At 73.8% G+C, this 20768-nt stretch carries 19 protein-coding genes and 2 pseudogenes; 12 read left to right on the forward strand and 9 right to left on the reverse strand.

The window, feature by feature from the left end; genetic code table 11:
• The 6 genes from ACFV1W_RS33045 to ACFV1W_RS33070 all read right to left on the reverse strand — a co-directional run.
• Nucleotides 1-140, reverse strand: a 140-nt coding sequence (locus ACFV1W_RS33045) for a biotin carboxylase N-terminal domain-containing protein (RefSeq protein ID WP_380420974.1), incomplete at its 3' end; no start/stop codon positions are given.
• Nucleotides 141-376: 236 nt separating this feature from the next.
• Nucleotides 377-1123 carry a hypothetical protein gene (locus ACFV1W_RS33050; RefSeq protein WP_380420946.1) on the reverse strand — a complete coding sequence of 249 codons (747 nt, stop codon included), beginning with the start codon at nucleotides 1121-1123 and terminating at the stop codon, nucleotides 377-379.
• Between the two features lie 63 nt (nucleotides 1124-1186).
• Nucleotides 1187-1789 carry a nucleoside triphosphate pyrophosphatase gene (locus ACFV1W_RS33055; RefSeq protein WP_380420947.1) on the reverse strand — a complete coding sequence of 201 codons (603 nt, stop codon included), beginning with the start codon at nucleotides 1787-1789 and terminating at the stop codon, nucleotides 1187-1189.
• A 47-nt stretch (nucleotides 1790-1836) separates the two neighbouring features.
• Nucleotides 1837-1977, reverse strand: a complete 141-nt coding sequence (mmpB, locus tag ACFV1W_RS33060) for a morphogenic membrane protein MmpB (protein WP_380420948.1) — start codon at nucleotides 1975-1977, stop codon at nucleotides 1837-1839.
• Between the two features lie 145 nt (nucleotides 1978-2122).
• On the reverse strand, nucleotides 2123-2344 hold the full coding sequence (locus ACFV1W_RS33065) for an acyl-CoA carboxylase epsilon subunit (RefSeq protein WP_360238004.1): 222 nt from the start codon (nucleotides 2342-2344) through the stop codon (nucleotides 2123-2125).
• Nucleotides 2345-2373: 29 nt separating this feature from the next.
• A complete protein-coding gene (locus ACFV1W_RS33070) occupies nucleotides 2374-3984 on the reverse strand; it encodes an acyl-CoA carboxylase subunit beta (RefSeq protein WP_380420949.1) in 1611 nt (536 codons plus the stop codon).
• A gap of 216 nt (nucleotides 3985-4200) precedes the next feature.
• On the opposite strand from ACFV1W_RS33070, the gene ACFV1W_RS33075 reads away from it, so the two are divergent.
• The 4 genes and pseudogenes from ACFV1W_RS33075 (at nucleotide 4201) to ACFV1W_RS33090 (ending at nucleotide 9081) form a co-directional block, all read left to right on the forward strand.
• On the forward strand, nucleotides 4201-5094 hold the full coding sequence (locus ACFV1W_RS33075; RefSeq protein ID WP_380420950.1) for a biotin--[acetyl-CoA-carboxylase] ligase: 894 nt from the start codon (nucleotides 4201-4203) through the stop codon (nucleotides 5092-5094).
• 173 nt (nucleotides 5095-5267) lie between these two features.
• Nucleotides 5268-6389, forward strand: a complete 1122-nt coding sequence (locus tag ACFV1W_RS33080; protein ID WP_380420951.1) for an adenylate/guanylate cyclase domain-containing protein — start codon at nucleotides 5268-5270, stop codon at nucleotides 6387-6389.
• Nucleotides 6390-6621: 232 nt separating this feature from the next.
• Nucleotides 6622-7839: pseudogene (locus tag ACFV1W_RS33085) on the forward strand (diguanylate cyclase domain-containing protein); the annotation flags it as partial.
• A gap of 864 nt (nucleotides 7840-8703) precedes the next feature.
• Nucleotides 8704-9081, forward strand: a complete 378-nt coding sequence (locus ACFV1W_RS33090) for a hypothetical protein (RefSeq protein WP_380420952.1) — start codon at nucleotides 8704-8706, stop codon at nucleotides 9079-9081.
• On the opposite strand, the gene ACFV1W_RS33095 is transcribed toward ACFV1W_RS33090, so the two are convergent.
• Nucleotides 9044-9664, reverse strand: a complete 621-nt coding sequence (locus tag ACFV1W_RS33095) for a TetR/AcrR family transcriptional regulator (protein WP_380420953.1) — start codon at nucleotides 9662-9664, stop codon at nucleotides 9044-9046. The two genes, ACFV1W_RS33090 and ACFV1W_RS33095, sit on opposite strands and share 38 nt — an antisense overlap.
• A gap of 119 nt (nucleotides 9665-9783) precedes the next feature.
• Between ACFV1W_RS33095 and ACFV1W_RS33100 the strand changes: the two genes are divergently transcribed.
• Both ACFV1W_RS33100 and hutH read left to right on the forward strand, forming a co-directional pair.
• A complete protein-coding gene (locus ACFV1W_RS33100; RefSeq protein WP_380420975.1) occupies nucleotides 9784-10953 on the forward strand; it encodes a macrolide family glycosyltransferase in 1170 nt (389 codons plus the stop codon).
• A 103-nt stretch (nucleotides 10954-11056) separates the two neighbouring features.
• Nucleotides 11057-12640 carry a histidine ammonia-lyase gene (gene hutH, locus ACFV1W_RS33105; RefSeq protein WP_380420954.1) on the forward strand — a complete coding sequence of 528 codons (1584 nt, stop codon included), beginning with the start codon at nucleotides 11057-11059 and terminating at the stop codon, nucleotides 12638-12640.
• Between the two features lie 28 nt (nucleotides 12641-12668).
• Here hutH and ACFV1W_RS33110 read toward each other — a convergent pair whose 3' ends face one another.
• Nucleotides 12669-13085 carry a hypothetical protein gene (locus ACFV1W_RS33110; RefSeq protein WP_380420955.1) on the reverse strand — a complete coding sequence of 139 codons (417 nt, stop codon included), beginning with the start codon at nucleotides 13083-13085 and terminating at the stop codon, nucleotides 12669-12671.
• A gap of 229 nt (nucleotides 13086-13314) precedes the next feature.
• On the opposite strand from ACFV1W_RS33110, the gene ACFV1W_RS33115 reads away from it, so the two are divergent.
• Nucleotides 13315-14184, forward strand: coding sequence for a MurR/RpiR family transcriptional regulator (locus ACFV1W_RS33115; protein WP_380420956.1), 870 nt, complete (start codon nucleotides 13315-13317; stop codon nucleotides 14182-14184).
• Nucleotides 14185-14258: 74 nt separating this feature from the next.
• Complete coding sequence (locus ACFV1W_RS33120) at nucleotides 14259-14582, forward strand: hypothetical protein (protein WP_380420979.1); 324 nt, start codon at nucleotides 14259-14261, stop codon at nucleotides 14580-14582.
• A 203-nt stretch (nucleotides 14583-14785) separates the two neighbouring features.
• On the opposite strand, the pseudogene ACFV1W_RS33125 reads toward ACFV1W_RS33120, so the two are convergent.
• A pseudogene (locus ACFV1W_RS33125) lies at nucleotides 14786-15328 on the reverse strand (Uma2 family endonuclease); the annotation flags it as partial.
• On the opposite strand from ACFV1W_RS33125, the gene hutU reads away from it, so the two are divergent.
• Genes hutU through hutI form a run of 4 tightly spaced genes read left to right on the forward strand, consistent with a single transcriptional unit; the run spans nucleotide 15327 to nucleotide 20759 of the window.
• Nucleotides 15327-16997 carry a urocanate hydratase gene (hutU, locus tag ACFV1W_RS33130; protein ID WP_380420957.1) on the forward strand — a complete coding sequence of 557 codons (1671 nt, stop codon included), beginning with the start codon at nucleotides 15327-15329 and terminating at the stop codon, nucleotides 16995-16997. The pseudogene ACFV1W_RS33125 and the gene hutU sit on opposite strands and share 2 nt — an antisense overlap.
• A gap of 17 nt (nucleotides 16998-17014) precedes the next feature.
• Nucleotides 17015-18196, forward strand: a complete 1182-nt coding sequence (locus ACFV1W_RS33135; RefSeq protein WP_380420976.1) for an allantoate amidohydrolase — start codon at nucleotides 17015-17017, stop codon at nucleotides 18194-18196.
• An 8-nt stretch (nucleotides 18197-18204) separates the two neighbouring features.
• Nucleotides 18205-19548, forward strand: coding sequence for a formimidoylglutamate deiminase (locus ACFV1W_RS33140; protein WP_380420977.1), 1344 nt, complete (start codon nucleotides 18205-18207; stop codon nucleotides 19546-19548).
• A 35-nt stretch (nucleotides 19549-19583) separates the two neighbouring features.
• Nucleotides 19584-20759 (forward strand): imidazolonepropionase, encoded by a 1176-nt coding sequence (gene hutI, locus ACFV1W_RS33145; protein WP_380420958.1) that lies wholly within the window; start codon nucleotides 19584-19586, stop codon nucleotides 20757-20759.
• Nucleotides 20760-20768 lie beyond the last annotated feature (9 nt).

Genomic DNA, 20768 nt, shown 5'->3' on the forward strand with positions numbered 1-20768 from the left:
GCCTCGTCGGCCGCGCGGACGTGCAGCGCATCCCGGTCCGGCTCGGCGTAGACGGCGACGCTGGCGATACCGGCGTCCGAGCAGGCCCGGGCGACGCGGACGGCGATTTCCCCGCGGTTGGCGATGAGCACCTTGCGCACTGTGGCTCCCTTCTTGAACCTCGTTGAGTTTATGGATTCCTGGGCAGTACCGGCGAGTAGCCCCAGGTTGTGAACTATCCCACACGGACCGTGATGGGTTTTCCGGCCCGGTCGGCGAGGCGGACGGAGACTCCGCAGGTCGCGGCGGGTCCGGTCGCGCGGACCCGGTCGACGGCGGGTGACGGAGCGGCGGCGTGGCGGGACGGTGGCATGGAACACACCCTCGCGCGACCCGCTCAGGGTGCGGTCGAGCCGGCCGGCGCGGCCGTCGGGGAGCGCCGCAGCGCCTCGGCCGTCACGTCGGCGGCCAGCTCGACCATGTCGGGCCCGTAGGCCTCCGGGTTGACCACCCGCAGGACCAGGGCGAAGGTGCCGTTGCGGCCGTACGTGCGGGCGAGTCGGCGGTGGTGCGCCACCAGGTAGCGGACGCCGGCCTGGTTGGCGGTGCCGGTCTGGCCGGAGATCAGGAAGACCGGGCGGCCGCCGTCCGGGGTGGCGATCCGGGCGAGCAGGGTGTGGGTCCGGTCGGGCTCGACGGCGAACTCCTGGTCGCCCACCACGATCACGTTGCTGCCCGGGCCGGGGCCGGAGGTGATCACCACGCCGGGCAGGCCCCAGGCCAGGTGGGCGGCCGTCCGCTCGTTGCTGACCGGACCGCCCAGGCACAGCTCGGTCTTGGCGCCCAGGCCGCGGTGCGCGGCGTCGTGGGCGACCAGTTCGGGCCGGGCGCCGCACTCCTCGACTAGCCCGGCCAGCCACATCAGGGCGTAGGCGTCCCGGCGGGTCACGGTGTGGGCGTGCGAGCCCGTCCCGATGCTGCGGGGCACCACGACCAGGCACTCGCTGCCGGCCGGCAGCCCGAGGAACGCCCGCACCCGCTCCACCCGGCGCCGCCGCCGCAGGGCCTGCGCCAGCCAGCCGAGGCCGGCGCTGATGGCACTGGCCACCAGGCCGAGCAGCACGTTGAGCACGTTGTCGTTCATCACCGCGTCCCCTCCCCCGTCGAACGCCGGTAGCTTAGATGCCGAACTGCGGGATGCGGCAGGTTACTTGGTCCACAGATCGGTGATCCGCAGGTCCAGGTCGGCGAGCAGGCGGCGCAGCAGCGGCAGGGACAGGCCGATGACGTTGCCCGGGTCGCCGTCGATGCCGTCGATGAACGGCGCCGAGCGGCCGTCCAGGGTGAACGCCCCGGCCACGTACAGCGGTTCGCCGGAGGCGACGTAGGCGGCCACCTCCTCGTCGTCCGGGGTGCCGAAGCGGACGGTGGTGGAGGCGGTGGCCGAGGCCTGCCGGCCGGTCACGGTGTCGATCACGCAGTGGCCGGTGCGCAGCACCCCGTCGCGGCCGCGCATGGACTGCCAGCGGGCGAGCGCCTCGGCGGCGTCGGCGGGCTTGCCGAGGGCCAGGCCGTCCAGCTCCAGGACGGAGTCGCAGCCGATCACCAGCTCGCCGCCGGCCAGTTCGGCGGCGACGGCCTTCGCCTTGGCCTCGGCCAGGACGAGGGCGAGTTCGCCGGGGGTGGCGGCGCTGATCGCGTCCTCGTCGACGCCGCTGACCACCACGCGGGGGTCGAGCCCCGCCTGGCGCAGCAGCCCGAGGCGGGCGGGGGAGGCGGAGGCGAGGACGAGGGGGCGCTGGTCGGTCATGCCCACCAGAGTAGGGGGTGGCGGCATCCGCCGTTCGGGTGAACGGCTCAGGTGAAGAACCGGCTGAGCATGATCAGCACGGAGCCCACCAGCACGATGGCGGCCAGCACCCTGCCGGCCCGCTGCATCCGCTCCTGCATGCGACGGGCCTCGGGCGAGGGCCCGTCCTCGGGGTCTGACCAGAGCACCCGTCCAGAGTGCGGTGCGGGCGGGCGCGGACGCCTGAGTATCCGTACTCAGGTTTGGGCGGAGCGGGCGGCGGTACGGGGGCCGTCGGCCGTGCGGAGCGGGAAGTCGGACGGGCCGACTTCCCGCTCCGGACCGGAACCGTTGCTAGTGCGCCCAGCCGGACGTCCGCCAGGCGTTGACACCCGGGCGGACGGCGGGGCGGAGCAGGCGGGAACGGTCGTTCCAGGGGGAGGCCGGGCCGACGCCGGCCAGACGCGCCGCCTCGGCGGCGGCCTGCGCGGCGGCGGCCCGGGCCTGGACCACCGCCAGGACGGTGGCGAGCTCCTCGGGGGTCGGCTGCCCGTGCAGCACGTGGATCGGGGACATGGCTGGTTCTCTCCCGAGAGGGATGGTGCCTACAGGGGGATGTTGCCGTGCTTCTTGGGCGGCAGCACCTCACGCTTGCCGCGCAGCGCCCGCAGGCCCCGGACGATGTGCCGGCGGGTCTCGCTCGGGGCGATCACCGCGTCGACGTAGCCGCGCTCGGCGGCCAGGTACGGGTTGAGCAGGGTGTCCTCGTACGAGGCGATCAGCTCGGCGCGCTTCTCGTCGGCGGTGCCCGCCGCCTCGGCCTCGGCGATCTCCCGGCGGTGCAGGATGTTGACCGCGCCCTGCGCGCCCATCACGGCGATCTGCGCGGTCGGCCAGGCCAGGTTGAGGTCGGCGCCCAGGTGCTTGGAGCCCATGACGTCGTACGCGCCGCCGAAGGCCTTGCGGGTGATCACGGTGATCAGCGGGACGGTGGCCTCGGCGTAGGCGTAGATCAGCTTGGCGCCGCGGCGGATGATGCCGTCCCACTCCTGCTCGGTGCCGGGCAGGAAGCCGGGCACGTCGACGAAGGTCAGCACCGGGATGTTGAAGGAGTCGCAGGTGCGGATGAAGCGCGCGGCCTTCTCGCTGGCGTTGATGTCCAGGCAGCCGGCCAGGTCCATCGGCTGGTTGCCGACGATGCCCACCGACTGGCCCTCGACCCGGCCGAAGCCGGTGATGATGTTGCCGGCGAACAGCGGCTGGGTCTCCAGGAACTCGCCGTCGTCGACGATGTGCTCGATCACCTTGTGCATGTCGTACGGCTGGTTCGCCGAGTCCGGCACGATGGCGTCGAGTTCGAGGTCCTCGTCGGTGAGTGTGAGGTCCGCCTGCTCGGGGTAGGACGGCGGATCGCTCAGGTTGTTGGAGGGCAGGTACGAGAGCAGGCTCTTGACGTACTCGACGGCCTCCTTCTCGTCCGTGGCCAGGTAGTGGGCGTTGCCGGACTTGGTGTTGTGGGTGCGGGCGCCGCCCAGCTCCTCCATGCCGACGTCCTCGCCGGTCACGGTCTTGATCACGTCCGGGCCGGTGATGAACATGTGCGAGGTCTGGTCGGCCATCACCACGAAGTCGGTGATCGCGGGGGAGTAGACCGCGCCGCCGGCACAGGGGCCCATGATCAGCGAGATCTGCGGGATGACGCCCGAGGCGTGCACGTTGCGGCGGAAGATCTCGCCGTACAGGCCGAGCGAGACCACGCCCTCCTGGATCCGGGCGCCGCCGGAGTCGTTGATGCCGATGACCGGGCAGCCGGTCTTCAGTGCGAAGTCCATCACCTTGACGATCTTCTCGCCGAAGACCTCGCCGAGCGAGCCGCCGAAGACGGTGAAGTCCTGGGCGAAGACGGCGACCTGACGGCCGTCGACGGTGCCGTAGCCGGTCACCACGCCGTCGCCGTAGGGCCGGTTCCTCTCCTGGCCGAAGTTGGTCGAGCGGTGCCGGGCGAACTCGTCGAACTCGACGAAGGAGTCCTCGTCCAGCAGTTCGACGACCCGCTCGCGGGCGGTCAGCTTGCCTTTGGCGTGCTGCTTCTCCACGGCCTTGGCGGAGCCGGAGTGCACCGCCTCGTCCAGCCTGCGCCGCAGGTCGGCGAGCTTGCCGGCGGTGGTGTGGGGGTCGTACGGCGCCTCGGTCATCCGGTGGCTCTCCCTGATCATCGGCCGCGACCTGTTCGATTGCGCGCGGGCCGGAGACGGGGCCCGCGCAGGAGGGCAGGGCGGCGCTGCGAACTACCGCTGCGTAGCGTAGCCATCGCGCCCGGCGATCCGTCATGTCCTGGCGTTATGGTCATCGACACAGTGTGTCAACGAGTGTTGTGCGGGACGATGGTGCGGACTGCGCCTCTGTGGTCCGGCACGCCCTAGGGTTGCCCCATGACCGCACCCGAGACTCCCCGCCGCAGCGGACTGCGCGGCTTCGGCCGTACCGGACCGTCCCCCTGGACCGACCTGGACCGGCCGCCGCTGGACCAGCAGGTGCTGCGCCGCGACCTGGTCGTGCCGGGCGGGCTCTGGACCTCGCTGGACGTCGTCGCCGAGACCGGCTCGACCAACAGCGACCTCGCCGAGCGGGCCCGGGCCGGCGCGCCGCAGGGCGCGGTGCTGGTGGCCGAGGCGCAGAGCGCCGCACGCGGCCGGTTGGACCGTCGGTGGACCGCCCCGGCCCGCTCGGGGCTGTTCCTGTCCTTCCTGCTGCGCCCGGAGGAGGTGCCGGTCGAGCGGTACGGCTGGCTGCCGATCCTGGTCGGGGTGGCCGCCGCCAGCACCCTCGACCGGGTGGCCGGGGTCGAGGTCGGCCTGAAGTGGCCCAACGACCTCCAGGTGGAGGTCGACGGCGCGGAGCGCAAGCTCGGCGGCATCCTCACCGAGCTCAGCGCCGGTGCGGTGGTGGTCGGAATGGGCCTGAACGTCTCGCTGCGCGCCGCCGAACTGCCCGTCCCGACCGCGGGCTCGCTCGCCCTGGCCGGCGCCTCGACCACCGACCGGTCCGTCCTGCTGCGCGCACTGCTGCGCGAGTTCGCCGGGCTGTACCGGGAGTGGACGGCGGCGGCCGGGGACCCGCACGCCAGCGACCTGCTGCGCGCGTACGTGGACCGCTGCAGCACGCTCGGCCGCCAGGTGAAGGTGCACCTGCCCGGCGGCCACGAGCTGGTCGGCGAGGCCGTGGCGATCGACGGGGACGGCCGGCTGGTGGTCCGTACGGCCGACGGCGCACGCCGGGCGGTCGGCGCGGGGGACGTGGTCCACGTCCGCCCCGAGGCGCGCTGAACGGCAGGCTTCACCTCTCCTTGACCCGGGCGGATGCCCCGGATCACGAGATTCCGTGCGAACATTCCACCTGGCAGCGGTGTGAGGCGCGCCACTGCCCGCCCGGGTGGCGGGCGGTGCGCCCGGACAGGTAGGACACGAGGCAAGTGCGGCGACCGCACGGGGACGGACCGGTGGCAGAGGACGGCAGCAGCGGGACGGCGGGCAGCCACGACCCCACGGTCGCGCTCGAACTGGAACGCCTGATCCTGGACGCGCCACGCCGCTACACCCCGTACCAGGCCGCGCGCGCCGCCGACGTTCCGATGGAGCTGGCCACCCGGTTCTGGCGCGCCATGGGCTTCCCCGACATCGGCCAGTCCCGCGCGCTCACCGACGGCGACGTGATCGCGCTGCGGCGCCTGGCCGGCCTGGTCGAGTCCGGGCTGCTCAGCGAGTCGATGGCGATCCAGGTGGCGCGTTCCACCGGCCAGACCACGGCCCGCCTGGCCGGCTGGCAGATGGACACCTTCCTGGAGAACCTCACCCAGTCCGCCGAGCCGGGGCTGACCCGAGCCGACGTCGCGTACCCGCTGGTCGAGCTGCTGCTGCCGGAGCTGGAGCAGTTCCTGGTGTACGTCTGGCGGCGCCAGCTGGCCGCCGTCACCGGCCGGGTGGTGCAGGCCGCCGAGGACAACGAGATCACCAGCGGCCGGCTCGCCGTCGGCTTCGCCGACCTGGTCGGCTTCACCCGGCTGTCGCGGCGGCTGGAGGAGGAGGAACTCGGCGAGCTGGTCGAGACCTTCGAGAACACCTGCTCGGACCTGATCGCCGGGCAGGGCGGCCGGGTCATCAAGACCCTCGGCGACGAGATCCTCTACGTGACCGAGGACCCGGCCACCGCCGCCGAGATCGCGCTCAGCCTGATCGAGGCGCTGGCCGAGGACGACACCATCCCCGCGCTGCGGGTCGGCATGGCCTTCGGGACGGTCACCCAGCGGATGGGCGACGTCTTCGGCACCACGGTCAACCTGGCCAGTCGGCTCACCTCGATCGCGCCCAAGGACGCGGTGCTGATCGACGGGGAGTTCGCCGCGGCGCTGGAGCACAACGGCAGCGTCGGTCCGGCCGAATCGGAGGGGCCCGGCCTGGCGGAGGCGCTGTCGGTGGCGGCCGGGATGCCCGCCTCCGGGCTGCCGGTGCCCGGACCGGACAGGGGGGCGCGGTTCCACCTCCAGCCGATGTGGCGGCGGCCGGTGCGCGGGCTGGGACTGGTGGAGCCGTGGCTGCTGACGCGGCGGACGAAGGCGGAGTAGCGGGGGCCGGGGCCGGGTGGTTCGTCGGCCCGGGGCTCCGGCGACGCTCGGACGGGTGCCGAACGGTTGAAAGCCGTACCGTCGGATGCGGGTCCATCCGGGCAAACGGGGCATAACCGAACGAAATCGCCATAGTCTTGGTGCAAGCGGCCGGACGGGTGCGGCCGACCGGTGGGGGTCCGGCAGGACCGAGCACAGGGAGCGAGGCGAGCCGGTGAGCAGTGAGGCGATCATGACGGACCGCGGCTGCGACTGCGAAGGTCCGCGCCACTCCGACCCGCTGCCCGACCTGCGGCTGCAGTCGGTGGTCGAACTCGCCCAGGACATGGCCGGGGCGCTCACCCCGCTGGAGGCCGTCCGGGCCGCCGCCGCCCGGGCCACCGAGGCGCTCGGCGCCACCATGGCCGCGGTCTCCGTCTGGGACCGCGAGTCCGGTCGGCTCCGGGTGCTGGTCAACCACGGCGCACTCGCGCCCGGCGAGGAGGAGCTGCCCGAGGACGAGTCGTACCCGGTCGCCGACTTCCCGGAGATCGTCACCTACCTGGACGAGCGCTGGACGACGGGACGGCTGCCGCGAGCCTGGCTGCAGACCGCCGAGAACGTCGAGCCGCACGCCGGGCACACCCACCCGACCGCCGGCGCGTACTGCCGGGAACGCGCCGCCGCGCTGCGCCGGCGCGGCCGGGCCTGCTGCGTGGTCGCGCCGATCGTGCTGCACGGGCAGGCCTGGGGCGAGCTGTACCTCGCCCGGGCGACCGGGATGCCCGGGTTCACGGAGGCCGACGCCGACTACGCGACCCTGCTCGCAGCCCAGGTCTCGGCCGGGCTCGCCCAGACCGAGCGCCTCGCCGACCTGCGCAAACTCGCCTTCTCCGACCCGCTCACCGGCCTCGCCAACCGGCGCGCCGTCGACGCCCGGCTGGAGAGCGCGCTGGCGGCGCACAACCGGGACGACACCGTGGTCTCGCTGGTGGTCTGCGACGTCAACGGGCTGAAGCGGGTCAACGACCAGCTCGGCCACGAGATGGGCGACCGGCTGCTGGAACGCTTCGCCCACCAGCTGTCCCTGGCCGCCGCCAAACTGCCCGGCAGCCTGGCCGCCCGGCTCGGCGGCGACGAGTTCTGCCTGCTCGCGGAGGGGCAGAAGGCCGACGAGGTGGTCGCCGTCGCCGAGGAGCTGTGCGCGCGGGCGCTCGCGCTGTCCGAGGGCGAGGGCGTCGCCTGCGGCGTCGCCTCCACCGGGGACTCCATCGGCCCGGTCACCACCCCCGACCGGCTCTTCCGGCTCGCCGACGCCGCCCAGTACCGCGCCAAGGCCGCCCGCGCCGCCCACCCGGTGGTCGCCGGGCGCAGCCACGGCCCCGGCTTCTCGCCCGACCCCACCGTGCTGCTGGCCGACGCCGCCGACCCCCACCACCGCGCCGACGGCCGGCGCGGTCCCGGCGGCCGGGCCGGCGCGGCCGACCGGCGGCGTTTCCGCGGCGCCGCCCACAGCGCCGACCCGGGACAGCTGCTCACCGCCGTCCTCTCGGCCCTCGACCAGGCCTCGGCCGCCCGGGCCGTCCACCCGGCCGACACCCTCGGCAAACTGGTCGTCGTCGCCGAGACCTCCGCCCGGCTGCTCGACGCCGTCGGCTGGTGGGTCTCGTACGTCCCGCCGGGCTCCCACCTGATGCGCACCTCCCAGCACGCCGTCTACCGGATGACCAGCGGCCCCAGCAGCACCCGTGCCGAGACCCAGCGGGCCCAGATCGAGGCCCCCGACGCCGTCTTCGACCTCCGCCACTACCCGATGACCCGCCGGGCCGTCCGCGGCGGCGCCTTCGCCCTGCGCGCGGGCGCGGCGGGCAACGACCCGGCGGAGGAGGCGATGCTCGTCGTCTCCGGCTACCGCGGCATGGTCGCGGCAGGAGGCCAGAACCCGGCGGGCGGCTGGCTGGTCGAGCTGTTCGCCGACGACGCCACCCTGCCGCTCGGCCAGGCGGCCTGCGCGATGCGGGCGCTGGTCGCGGTCGCCCTGGCGGGGGCGGCCTCGCCGCCGGTGATGTGACGGCGGGGGGTGTTGGTTGTTCGGGAGGCTCTCGGGAGGGTGGGTGGCGCCGGGGCGGTTCCCTCTCGCCTTGGTCGGGTGGGAGGGGTGGGAGTGCTTGGTGGGTGCGCGGGGCTTTGCCCGCGCGCCCACGAGAAGGGGGATGTGCCGGTTCGGTGACCGGTGTGTCGCGGCTGTGTCGCGGGTGGGTCGCGGTCGTGGGGCGGGGGTGCCGTGGCGGGGCGCGGGATGGGAGGGTGTCGGGGCCGGATCGGGGATCGGGGGGTGGCCATGGGTGGACGGCTGGTGGGTGCGGCGGTGGCCGGGGTGCTGGTGCTGGGCGGCGGGGTGGCGGCGGCCGGGCCGGCGTCGGCCGTGCCGGTGGTGCAGCCGACGGCGTCGTCGGGGGCGAGCGGCCCGGCGGCCGTGCGGACGGTGCCGGGGCGGGCGCACCCGGTGCGGACCGGGCTGCGGGCGCATCAGATCACCGACCACACCGCCGCTTCGCGGCACAGGCGCAAGACCCGGCGCAGCGTGGTCGGCCGGGCGCTCGACGCGGTGTTCGGCTGGCTCGCCCTCGCCGTGCTGGCGGTCGTGCTGGTCGTGGTGCTCGCGGTGTTCGCGCTCAGGCGGCGGGGGGCCCGCCGGGGGCAGAACGGCTGAGGGCCCGTAGGGCGGCGTCGACCAGGCGGTCCGCGTGCTCGTGGGTGAGCGGGCCGAGCCGGTACTGCCAGCGGTAGTAGAGCGGGCCGTAGACCAGTTCGACGGCGAGGTCGAGGTCGGCGTCGGGGGCGAGTTGGCCGGCCTCGCGGGCGGCGCGGAGGCGGTCGCGGGTGACTTCCAGCAGCGGGTCCAGCAGGCGGGTGCGGTACTCGGCGTGCAGCGCCGGGTCGTTGAGGAGTTCGGCGATGATGGCGCGGTAGGTGCGGTCGGCGCCCGGGTCGGTGAGTTCGTCGCTGGTGGGGCGCAGGACGGCCCGCAGGTCGGCGGCGAGGTCGCCGGTGTCGGGGAGCGCGAGGCCGCCCTCGTGCTGGTTGACGGCGAGGAAGGCGTCGAAGACCACGGCGCCCTTGGAGGGCCACCACCGGTAGATGGTCTGCTTGCCGACGCTGGCCCGGGCGGCGATCGCCTCGATGGTCAGCTTGCCGTAGCCGACTTCGGCAACGAGTTCGGTGGCGGCGGCGAGGACGGCGGCGCGGGCGCGGTCGCTGCGGCGCGCGGGGTCGGGGGCGGTTCTGGAGGCCATGGGGAAAAGTCTATGCGAAACGGCGAGACGAGACGTATTGTCTTCTCAACTCTGCGAGACGCAACGTCTCGTCTTCATCGTCGTCCCCGGAGGTGCCCGTGAACCGCCCCGCACACGTCATGATGGTCTCCGTCCCGGCGCACGGGCACGTCAACCCCAGCCTCGCCGTGATCACTGAGCTGGTCGCCCGGGGGCACCGGGTCAGTTACGTCAACGACCCGTCCTTCCGCGAGATCGTCGAGTCCACCGGCGCGTCCTTCGTCCCGTACACGACCGCGCTGCCGCTCGCCGGCGACCCGTCCGGCTGGCCGGAGGACCCGGTGGCGATCCAGGAGCTGTTCCTGGACGACGCGCTGTCGATGTGGTCCGCCCTGCTGGAGGCCTTCGAGGGCGACCGCCCCGACCTGGTGCTCTACGACATCGCGGGCTTCGCCGGGCGGGCGCTCGGCGAACGGTTCGGCGTGCCGGTGGTGCAGCTGTCCTCCAGCTTCGTCGGCTGGGACGGCGTCGAGGAGGACCTGGCCGAGGTCTTCGAGGCGCTCCGCAACGGCCCCGGCGGTCCCGAGCACCACCGGCGGTTCGCCGACTGGCTGGCCGCGGCCGGTGCGGTGCAGCGGGACGTCGAGGCCTTCAAGAACCGCCCCGAGCGGTGCATCGCGCTCGTCCCGCGGGCGCTCCAGCCCAACGCGGACCGGGTGGACGAGCGGCGGGTCAGCTTCGTCGGGCCCTGCTTCGGTGACCGTGCCCACCAGGGGCGGTGGGAGCGGCCGGCGGGCGTCGGGAAGGTGCTGCTGGTCTCGCTGGGTTCGGCCTTCACCCACCGGCCCGCGTTCTACCGGGCCTGTGTCGAGGCCTTCGGCGACCTGCCGGGCTGGCACACCGTGCTGCAGATCGGCAAGCACACCGACCCGGCCGAGCTCGGCGAGCTGCCGGAAACCGTCGAGGTGCACCGGTGGGTGCCGCAGCTGTCGGTGCTCGCCCAGGCGGACGCCTTCGTCACCCACGCGGGCATGGGCGGCTCCAGCGAGGGGCTGTTCCACGCGGTGCCGATGATCGCGGTGCCGCAGGCTGCCGACCAGTTCGCCAACGCGGACGCGCTGGTGGGCCTCGGCGTGGCGCGCCGGCTGGACACCGAGCGGGCCACCGCGGAGGCGCTGCGCGCCGCACTGCTGGAGCTGGTCGACGATCAGGCGGTGGCCGAGCGGCTGGCGGCGCTGTCCGCCGCGGGCCGGGCCGAGGGCGGCACCGCGCGGGCGGCGGACCTGATCGAGGCCGAGCTGAAGGGGTAGCCGCCGGGAACGGCCCGGGGGTGCGGCGCGGATCCGGGCGTCGGAGAATCCGGATGGTGAGCAGCTGTTGTCATATCTCCATTCACCTGATGTGATTATGTATATGGATATGCACAGTGCTGTGGCCCCCGACGCTCCGCTGATCCAGGTCGGCAAGGCCGACGTCAGTGCGGAGGACGTGCTGGCCGTCGCCCGGGGCAACGCCCGGGTCGAGATCGGTCCCGACGCGCTCGCCGAGATGGCGGCGGCCCGCGCGCGGATCGACGCCCTCGCGGCCGAGCCGCGCCCCGTCTACGGCGTGTCGACCGGCTTCGGCGCGCTCGCCGTCCGGCACATCAGCCCCGAGCTGCGCGCCCAGCTGCAGCGCTCGCTGGTCCGCTCGCACGCGGCCGGCATGGGCCCGGCGGTCGAGCGCGAGGTGGTCCGCGCGCTGATGTTCCTGCGGATGAAGACCCTCGCCTCCGGCCGTACCGGCGTCCGGCCGCTGGTCGCCCAGACCATGGCCGCCCTGCTCAACGCGGGCATCACCCCGGTGGTGCGCGAGTTCGGCTCGCTCGGCTGCTCCGGCGACCTCGCGCCGCTGTCGCACTGTGCGCTGGTGCTGATGGGCGAGGGCACCGCCACCGGCCCGGACGGCGTGGAGAAGCCCGTCGCCGAGCTGCTGGCCGCCGCCGGGATCGAGCCGGTCGAGCTGCTGGAGAAGGAGGGCCTGGCCCTCATCAACGGCACCGACGGCATGCTCGGCATGCTCGTGATGGCCATCGCCGACCTGCAGCGGCTGTTCACCACCGCCGACATCACCGCCGCGATGACCCTGGAGGCGCTGCTCGGCACGGACAAGGTGCTCGCCCCCGAGCTGCACGCCCCGATCCGCCCGCACCCGGGCCAGGCGCACAGCGCCGCCAACATGCTCGCCGTGCTCAAGGGCTCCGGCCTCACCGGCCATCACCAGGACGACGCGCCGCGGGTCCAGGACGCCTACTCGATCCGCTGCGCCCCGCAGGTCGCCGGGGCCGGCCGGGACACCCTGGCGCACGCCCAGCTGGTCGCCTCGCGCGAGCTCGCCGCCTCGGTGGACAACCCGGTGGTGCTGCCGGACGGCCGGGTGGAGTCCAACGGCAACTTCCACGGCGCGCCGGTCGCGTACGTGCTGGACTTCCTCGCCATCGCCGCCGCCGACCTCGGCTCGATCTCCGAGCGCCGCACGGACCGGCTGCTCGACAAGGCCCGCTCGCACGGCCTGCCGGCCTTCCTGGCCGACGACCCGGGCGTGGACTCCGGCCTGATGATCGCCCAGTACACCCAGGCGGCGCTGGTCAGCGAGAACAAGCGGCTCGCCGTCCCGGCCTCGGTCGACTCGATCCCGTCCTCCGCGATGCAGGAGGACCACGTGTCGATGGGCTGGTCGGCCGCCCGCAAGCTGCGCCAGGCCGTCGAGAACCTCGGCCGCATCCTCGCCGTCGAACTCACCGCCGCGGCCCGGGCGCTGGAGCTCCGCCAGCAGGCGGGCGCGGCGGGCGGGCCGGCCCCGGCCACCGCGGCCGCGATGGCCGCCGCCCGTGAGGCGGGGGTCGGCGGCGCCGGCCGCGACCGCTTCCTCTCGCCGGACCTGGAGGCCGCCGCCGCGCTGGTCGCCTCCGGGGACCTGGTGCGGGCGGTCGAGCGGGTCACCGGTCCGCTGGCCTGAGGTGTCCCGGGCGCGGGGCGGCCGGGGCTCAGTCCCAGCCGCCCCGCGGCCGGCGCTCGTCCCGGTCGCGGCGGTTGCCCAGGGCCGCGGCGAGGTTGACCCCGACGATGCCCGCCCAGCAGGCCAGCAGGCCGGTGAGCCCGCCGCTCTCGGGGCTGCCCGCGATCGCGGTCAGCGGGATGCCCAGGGCCAGCGAGATCACCGCCAGCCGGTTGCCGGCCCGGCCGGGGGCCCAGGGGCGGTGGGAGCGGTGCCGGTCCCGGTGGTCGGGTTCGTAGTCGTCCAGCCGCGAGGCCACCGAACGCTCCACCCGGGCGTCCAGACGGGCGTCGAGGCGCTTCATGAAGGAGTCGACGAGCTCCTCCTCGTACTCCTTGCCGAGCTCCTTGCGGGCCTGGAGGGTGGCGTCGAGGTCGCGCCGAAGTTCGTCCTGGCGAGTGTCCATGCCAGTAGCGTGGGGCCGCCGCGCGGCCCGGTCCATCCGTTCGCGGGGGGAATCGGGGCGGGGTCAGGGAGAAATCAGGGTTACCCCGAGCCCCGTGTCCGGCTGCCGACCCGGTGCCCGATCATTGGGACGTCCCGTGCGACGTCCCGCCGTACGAGACGTCTTTGCCAGGCGCGGCGCGCTGCTGCACAGTCGTCGTTCCGAACGCTCGCATCCGGAGGTAGAGCTGATGACCGCCACCGACGAGGCCGGCACCGTCGGCCCGTCCGCCCGGCTGCTCCAGCTGTTCGAAGGGCATCGGCTGACGCCCACCCAGCGGAGGATCGCCCACTCGCTGGTCCGGCACGCCACCGAGGCGCCGTTCCTGTCCAGCGTCGAGGTCGCCGAGCTCGCCGGAGTCAGCCAGCCCTCCGTCACCCGCTTCGCGGTCGCCCTCGGCTACGACGGCTACCCGGCGCTGCGCAAGCAGCTGCGCGAACTCGGCGCGGGGGAGCAGGCCGCGCCGGAGACCCCGGACGACGCGGTGCGCAACGAGCACCAGCAGGCCGTGCTCGCCGAGATCGAGCACCTGCGCCACCTCGCCGAACTTCTCGCCGACCCCGAACCGATCATCCGGGCCGCCCGGCTGCTCGCCGCCTCCCGCCCGCTGCCGGTGCTCGGCCTGCGGGCGGCCTCCGCGCAGGCGCGCGGCTTCGCGTACTTCGCGGCCAAGGTGCACCCGGACATCCGGCTGCTCGACGAGGGCGGCAGCATGCTCGCCGACCGGCTGGAACAGGCCACCGCGGCGGGGGCCACCGCGCTGCTCTGCTTCGCCCTGCCGCGCTACCCGCGGGAGTTGATGGACGCCCTGGTGGTGGCCCGGGAGTGCGGGCTGACCGTGCTCACCGTGGCCGACAGCGCCTTCTCGCCGGTGGCCAAGCTCTCCGACCTGATGCTGCCGGCCGCCGTCGGCACCGGGCTGGTCTTCGACACCGCCTGCGCGCCGATGATGCTCGGCCGGGTGCTGCTGCAGACCATGTGCGACGAACTCCCTGGGGCCGAGGCCAGGTTGGAGGCGATCGAGCACGCGGCGGCGGCGCGGGGGCTCTTCCTGGAATGAACAGGGCCCCGAATTAAGGCCGGGGGAGTACTCGTCAGGAACCCGGGCATCCCCTAGTGCAGGGGGTGCCGCCCATGCGCGTGATCCACGAGATGAAGTTCGTCGCCCGCCTGGCCTCGGGTGCCGACGAATGGTCCTGCCCCGCCTGCGGACGCCGCGTCACCCTGCGGCGCCTGCCCGAACCCGAACTGACCGTCCTCGACCCGGGAGACGAGTCCGCCGTCCACGTCGGCGTCATCGAACCCGACGCCCGCGCCACCGCGGCCGCCGAGAAGTACGGCCTCGGCCCCGTCCAGAACATCCCCCGCCCACCCGCGCCGCCCGCCCCCGACGCCGCCGACCGCCGCTGGCTCGCCGAGATCGGCATCGACTGGGACGGCGGCGACGCCGCGGCGTGAGTCAGCCCCGGGGGTGTAGAGGGGAAGGCCGTGGGTGTCCAGCTCGGAGGGCAGCGGCGAGGGAAGCGGGACGGACTCGCCGTACTTGCCGTGCAGGACGCCCTGGTACTCGCCGTCGCGGGGGTGCGTGTGGAGTGTCCAGGCGCCCTTGCGGGGTCGACCGCGAGGAGGACCGGCACGCCTGCGAGCGCGTACCAGCCGGTCTTGGCGGCGATGAGGCTGACGCGCGAGTCGTTGGGGAGCACCTCTACGGCCAGAGCGGCGCTGTGGGTGTCAGCCAGCCAGCTGTCTTCGGCCGCCCACTCGGCGGGTAGTACCAGCAGGTCCGGGTTCGCGTAGTCGTCCTGGTCGTCGGGCAGGGCGATGGACGACGACTCGAAGACGTCGAGGCCGGCCGCCAGCTGTGATCCGGTCCTTTCGCGTAGGCGCCGCACCGTCCCCGCGTGCTTGCCTCGGCGGGGCGGTGACATCAGCAGAACACCACCGACGATCTGGACCCGCAGTCCCGTGTGCCGCTCGATCTCTTCGGCAGCGCGACGCAGCCTGCCGGGTCGTACCGGGACGGTGGCCATGGAGTCCTCTACTGGGCTGAGTGGCTGGTCTTTTCGGCCCGAGCGTAGGGCTGGCGGGGCGTGCCGACTCGGGGATTGATCGGATTGCTCCGGGGTCTGGTCGAAAGTTGCTTGTTTAGATATATTCAGCCGAACCGAGCTTGAATGAATCCATCCGCAGAGAGGCCGGGACATGGTGCAGCAGCAGGCGAGCGGGCCGCGCGAGGTGCGTGCGGCGCGGGGGACGGGACTCACGACGCAGGGGTGGCAGCAGGAGGCGGCCCTGCGGATGCTGATGAACAACCTCGACCCCGAGGTGGCCGAGCACCCGTCGAAGCTGGTCGTGTACGGCGGCACCGGCAAGGCCGCGCGGGACTGGCGCTCCTTCGACGCCATGGTGAAGACGCTGCAGGGGCTGAAGCAGGACGAGACCATGCTGGTCCAGTCCGGGCGGCCGGTCGGCGTCATGCAGACCCACGAGTGGGCGCCGCGCGTGCTGATCGCCAACTCCAACCTGGTCGGCGACTGGGCCAACTGGGAGGAGTTCCGCAGGCTGGAGAGCCTCGGGCTCACCATGTACGGCCAGATGACCGCCGGCTCCTGGATCTACATCGGCACCCAGGGCATCCTCCAGGGCACCTACGAGACCTTCGCCGCCGTCGCCAACAAGCGCTTCAACGGCACGCTGGAGGGCACCATCACCCTCACCGCCGGCCTCGGCGGGATGGGCGGCGCCCAGCCGCTGGCCGTCACCATGAACGGCGGCGTGGCGATCTGCATCGACTGCGACCCGTCCCGGATCTCCCGCCGGATCGAGCACCGCTACCTGGACGTCGAGGCCAAGGACCTCAGCCACGCGCTGGAGCTCGCCACCGCCGCCCGCGACAAGAAGCAGCCGCTCTCCATCGGCGTGCTGGGCAACGCCGCCGAGCTGGTCCCGCAGCTGCTCGCGATGGACGCGCCGATCGACATCGTTACCGACCAGACCAGCGCCCACGACCCGCTCAGCTACCTGCCGGTCGGCGTCGCCTTCGAGGACATGGCGGACTACGCGGCCGCCAAGCCCGCCGAGTTCACCCAGCGCTCGCGCGAGTCGATGGCCCGGCACGTCGAGGCGATGGTCGGCTTCCTGGACCGCGGCGCCGAGGTCTTCGACTACGGCAACTCGATCCGCGGCGAGGCCCAGCTGGCCGGCTACGACCGCGCCTTCGCCTTCCCCGGCTTCGTCCCGGCGTACATCCGTCCGCTGTTCTGCGAGGGCAAGGGCCCGTTCCGCTGGGCCGCGCTGTCCGGTGACCCGCAGGACATCCACAAGACCGACAAGGCCGTCCTGGACCTCTTCCCGGAGAACGAGTCGCTGGCCCGCTGGATCAAGATGGCCCAGGAGAAGGTGCACTTCCAGGGCCTGCCCGCGCGCATCTGCTGGCTCGGCTACGGCGAGCGCGACAAGGCCGGCGAGCGCTTCAACGACATGGTCGCCTCCGGCGAGCTGTCGGCGCCGATCGTGATCGGCCGCGACCACCTGGACTGCGGCTCGGTGGCCTCCCCGTACCGCGAGACCGAGGCGATGCTGGACGGCTCGGACGCGATCGCCGACTGGCCGCTGCTCAACGCCATGGTCAACGTGGCCTCCGGCGCCTCCTGGGTGTCCATCCACCACGGCGGCGGCGTCGGCATCGGCCGCTCGATCCACGCCGGCCAGGTCACCGTCGCCGACGGTACGGCGCTGGCGGGCGAGAAGATCCGCCGGGTGCTCACCAACGACCCGGGCATGGGCGTCATCCGGCACGTGGACGCCGGGTACGACCGCGCCACCGAGGTCGCCGCCGAGCGCGGGGTGCGCGTTCCCATGGGTGAGCTGTGACCTCGACGTTCGAAGAGATGTGGGCGGAGCTGCTCCCCGTGGGCCGCTCCGCCGCCTCCGGCGGCTACCGCCGCTTCGCCTGGAACTCCGCCGACGCCGAGTGCCGCGCCTGGTTCGAGCAGCAGGCCCGCAGCCGCGGCCTGACGTACGAGCTGGACCGCAACGGCAACCAGTGGGCCTGGCTGGGCGATCCTCGTGGTCAGGGCGCGGTCGTCACCGGCTCGCACCTGGACTCCGTACCGGACGGCGGCGCCTTCGACGGCCCGCTCGGAGTGGTCTCCTCCTTCGCCGCACTGGACGAACTGCGCGCCCGCGGGGCCGAGTTCGACAAGCCCCTGGCGATCGTCAACTTCGGTGACGAGGAGGGCGCGCGGTTCGGTGTGGCCTGCATCGGCTCCCGGCTGACCGCCGGCGTGCTCTCCCGCGAGGCCGCGTACGAGCTGCGCGACGCCGACGGCCTGCGGCTGCCCGACGCGATGGAGAAGGCCGGCTACGACCCGACCGCGATCGGCGCGGACGACGAGCGGCTGGCCCGGATCGGCGCCTTCGTCGAACTCCACGTCGAGCAGGGCCGCCACCTCGCCGAGGGGCAGCCGGTCGGCGTGGCCGGTGCGATCTGGCCGCACGGCCGCTGGCGGTTCGACTTCCACGGCGAGGCCAACCACGCCGGCACCACCCGGATCGAGGACCGCCGCGACCCGATGCTGACGTACGCCAACACCGTGCTCGCCGCCCGCAAGAAGGCGAGGCTGGCGGGCGCGCTGGCCACCTTCGGCAAGGTCGCGGTCGAGCCCAACGGCACCAACGCGATCGCCTCGCTGGTGCGCGGCTGGCTGGACTCCCGGGCCGCCGACGAGCGCACCCTCACCGAGCTGGTCGCCGAGATCGAGCGGGCCGCCGCCGAGCGCGGCGAGCGCGACGGCGTCCGGGTCGAGCTGACCCGCGAGTCCTACACCCCGGTGGTGGACTTCGACGGCCCGCTGCGCGACCGGCTCGCCAAGCTGCTCGACGCCCCGGTGCTGCCCACCGGCGCGGGACACGACGCCGGGATCCTGGCGTCCGCGATCCCGACCGCCATGCTGTTCGTGCGCAACCCCACCGGTGTCTCGCACTCCCCGGCCGAGCACGCCGAGGAGGCCGACTGCCTGGCCGGGGTCGCCGCCCTCGCCGACGTACTGGAGGACCTGGCGTGTCAGTGACGGTTCCGATGACGTACTGGGCGCAGTACGCCTGGCTGCCGGGGGTCAACGGGCCCGCCGTCGAGCAGGACGTGCTGATCACCAGCGGCCCCGGCGGCCGGATCGTCCGGGTCGAGGCGGACAGCGGGCCCTGCCCGCCCGGCGCCGTCCGCCTCGACGGGCTGCTGCTGCCCGGCCAGGCGAACGCCCACTCGCACGCCTTCCACCGGGCGCTGCGCGGGCACGTCCAGGTCGGCTCCGGGACGTTCTGGACCTGGCGCGACACCATGTACCGCTTCGCCGGGGCACTCGACCCGGACAGCTACCTGGAGCTCGCCACCGCCGTCTACGCCGAGATGGCGCTCGCCGGGATCAGCGCCGTCGGCGAGTTCCACTACCTGCACCACGCGCCCGGCGGCGCCCGCTACACCGACCCGAACGCGATGGGCGAGGCGCTGATCGAGGCAGCCGCCCGGGCCGGCATCCGGATCACCCTGCTGGACACCTGTTACCTGTCCTCCGGCTTCGGTGCCGAGCCGACCCACCCGCAGCTGCGGTTCAGCGACGGCGACGCCGAGGCCTGGGCCGTCCGGGCGGACGCGCTCAAGCCGCGCGAGCACGCCCGGATCGGCGCCGCCATCCACTCGGTCCGGGCCGTCCCGGCCGAGCAGCTGGGCACCGTCGCCCACTGGGCGGCGATGCGCAAGGCGCCGCTGCACGTCCACCTGTCCGAGCAGACCGCCGAGAACGACGCCTGCCTGGCCGCGCACGGCGTCACCCCGACCCGGCTGCTCGCCGACCACGGCGCGCTCGGCCCGCGCACCTCGGCCGTGCACGCCACCCACCTCACCGACGAGGACGTCAAGCTCCTCGCCGACTCGGGTACCACCGTCTGCATGTGCCCCACCACCGAGCGGGACCTCGCCGACGGCATCGGCCCGGCCCGCCGGCTCGCCTCGGCCGGAAGCCCGATCAGCCTGGGCAGCGACAGCCACGCGATCATCGACCCGTGGGAGGAGGCGCGGGCGCTGGAGTTGGACGAGCGGCTGCGGACCCGCACCCGCGGGCACTGGACGGCGAACGCGCTGCTGCGGGCCGGCGGCGAGGACGGGCATGCCTCGCTGGGCTGGCCCGAGGCCGGGCGGATCGAGGCCGGGGCGCTCGCCGACTTCACGGTGATCGCGCTGGACTCCGTCCGTACGGCCGGGCCGCCGCCCCGGCTCGGCGCCGAGATCGCGGTCTTCGCGGCCTCGGCGGCGGACGTGCGGCACCTGGTGGTCGGCGGGCGGCACGTCGTCCGGGACGGCGTGCACCAACTGGTGGCCGACGTGCCGGGGGCGCTGCGCTCCGCGATCGGCGCGCTGGACTGCTGAACCTTGTTGTCCGACTCCCTTCGGAAGGCGTTGACTTGAGCACCAGGACCACTGTGATCACGGGCATCGGCAGCCTGGTGACCAACGACCTCGGGCACGGCACCGGGCCGCTCGGCCTGCTCACCGACGCGGCCGTGGTGATCGACGGCGACCGCGTCGCCTGGGTCGGCCCGGCCGGCCAGGCCCCGGCGGCGGACGAGCGCTTCGACGCCGAGGGCCGGGCGCTGCTGCCCGGCTTCGTCGACTCGCACGCCCACCTGGTGTTCGCGGGCGACCGCACGGCCGAGTTCAACGCCCGGATGTCCGGGCAGGCGTACTCGGCGGGCGGCATCCGCACGACGGTGGCGGCGACCAGGGCGGCGAGCGATGCCGAACTGGACGCGAACCTGGCCGGGTTCGTCCGGGAGGCGCTGCGGCAGGGCACCACCACGATCGAGTGCAAGTCCGGCTACGGGCTGACGGTCGAGGACGAGGCCCGGGCGCTGCGGATCGCGGCGAGGCACACGCCCGAGACCACGTACCTGGGGGCGCACATCGTCGCTCCCGAGTACGCCGAGGACCCGGCGGGCTACGTGGACCTGGTGACCGGCGAGATGCTGGACGCCTGTGCGCCGCACGCCCGTTGGGTGGACGTGTTCTGCGAGAAGGGCGCGTTCGACGGCGACCAGGCGCGGGCGGTCCTGACGGCGGGCATCGAGCGCGGGCTCACGCCGAGGGTGCACGCCAACCAGCTGACGTACGGGCCGGGGGTGCAGCTCGCGGTGGAGCTGGGGGCCGCCTCGGCGGACCACTGCACGCATCTGACCGATGAGGACGTGGCTGCGCTGGCCGGGTCGGCGACGGTCGCCACGCTGCTGCCGGGGGCGGAGTTCTCGACGCGGGCCGAGTACCCGAGCGGGCGGCGGCTGCTGGACGCGGGGGCCGTGGTGGCGCTGTCGACGGACTGCAACCCGGGCTCCAGCTTCACCAGTTCGATGGCGTTCTGCATCGCGGTGGCGGTGCGGGAGATGGGGATGACGCCGGACGAGGCCGTCTGGGCTGCGACTGCGGGGGGCGCGCACGCGCTGCGGCGCAGTGATGTGGGGACGGTCGCGGTGGGTGCGCGGGCGGACCTGCTGCTACTGGACGCGCCCTCGCACGTGCACCTGGCCTACCGCCCGGGTGTGCCGCTGACGGCGGCCGTCTGGCGGGCGGGCATCCGGGAGGTCTGAGCCCCGGAC

This window comes from Kitasatospora sp. NPDC059648 (assembly GCF_042734825.1).
Taxonomy (GTDB): Bacteria; Actinomycetota; Actinomycetes; order Streptomycetales; family Streptomycetaceae; genus Kitasatospora.

Bases quoted from the DNA above. Each gene is read 5' to 3' on its own strand.
- ACFV1W_RS33050 (WP_380420946.1), bottom strand. From the start codon at position 1,123: ATGAACGACAACGTGCTCAACGTGCTGCTCGGCCTGGTGGCCAGTGCC.
- ACFV1W_RS33055 (WP_380420947.1), bottom strand. From the start codon at position 1,789: ATGACCGACCAGCGCCCCCTCGTCCTCGCCTCCGCCTCCCCCGCCCGC.
- ACFV1W_RS33065 (WP_360238004.1), bottom strand. From the start codon at position 2,344: ATGTCCCCGATCCACGTGCTGCACGGGCAGCCGACCCCCGAGGAGCTC.
- ACFV1W_RS33070 (WP_380420949.1), bottom strand. From the start codon at position 3,984: ATGATCAGGGAGAGCCACCGGATGACCGAGGCGCCGTACGACCCCCAC.
- ACFV1W_RS33075 (WP_380420950.1), top strand. From the start codon at position 4,201: ATGACCGCACCCGAGACTCCCCGCCGCAGCGGACTGCGCGGCTTCGGC.
- ACFV1W_RS33095 (WP_380420953.1), bottom strand. From the start codon at position 9,664: ATGGCCTCCAGAACCGCCCCCGACCCCGCGCGCCGCAGCGACCGCGCC.
- ACFV1W_RS33100 (WP_380420975.1), top strand. From the start codon at position 9,784: ATGATGGTCTCCGTCCCGGCGCACGGGCACGTCAACCCCAGCCTCGCC.
- hutH (WP_380420954.1), top strand. From the start codon at position 11,057: ATGGATATGCACAGTGCTGTGGCCCCCGACGCTCCGCTGATCCAGGTC.
- ACFV1W_RS33110 (WP_380420955.1), bottom strand. From the start codon at position 13,085: ATGGACACTCGCCAGGACGAACTTCGGCGCGACCTCGACGCCACCCTC.
- ACFV1W_RS33115 (WP_380420956.1), top strand. From the start codon at position 13,315: ATGACCGCCACCGACGAGGCCGGCACCGTCGGCCCGTCCGCCCGGCTG.
- ACFV1W_RS33120 (WP_380420979.1), top strand. From the start codon at position 14,259: ATGCGCGTGATCCACGAGATGAAGTTCGTCGCCCGCCTGGCCTCGGGT.
- hutU (WP_380420957.1), top strand. From the start codon at position 15,327: ATGGTGCAGCAGCAGGCGAGCGGGCCGCGCGAGGTGCGTGCGGCGCGG.
- ACFV1W_RS33135 (WP_380420976.1), top strand. From the start codon at position 17,015: ATGTGGGCGGAGCTGCTCCCCGTGGGCCGCTCCGCCGCCTCCGGCGGC.
- ACFV1W_RS33140 (WP_380420977.1), top strand. From the start codon at position 18,205: ATGACGTACTGGGCGCAGTACGCCTGGCTGCCGGGGGTCAACGGGCCC.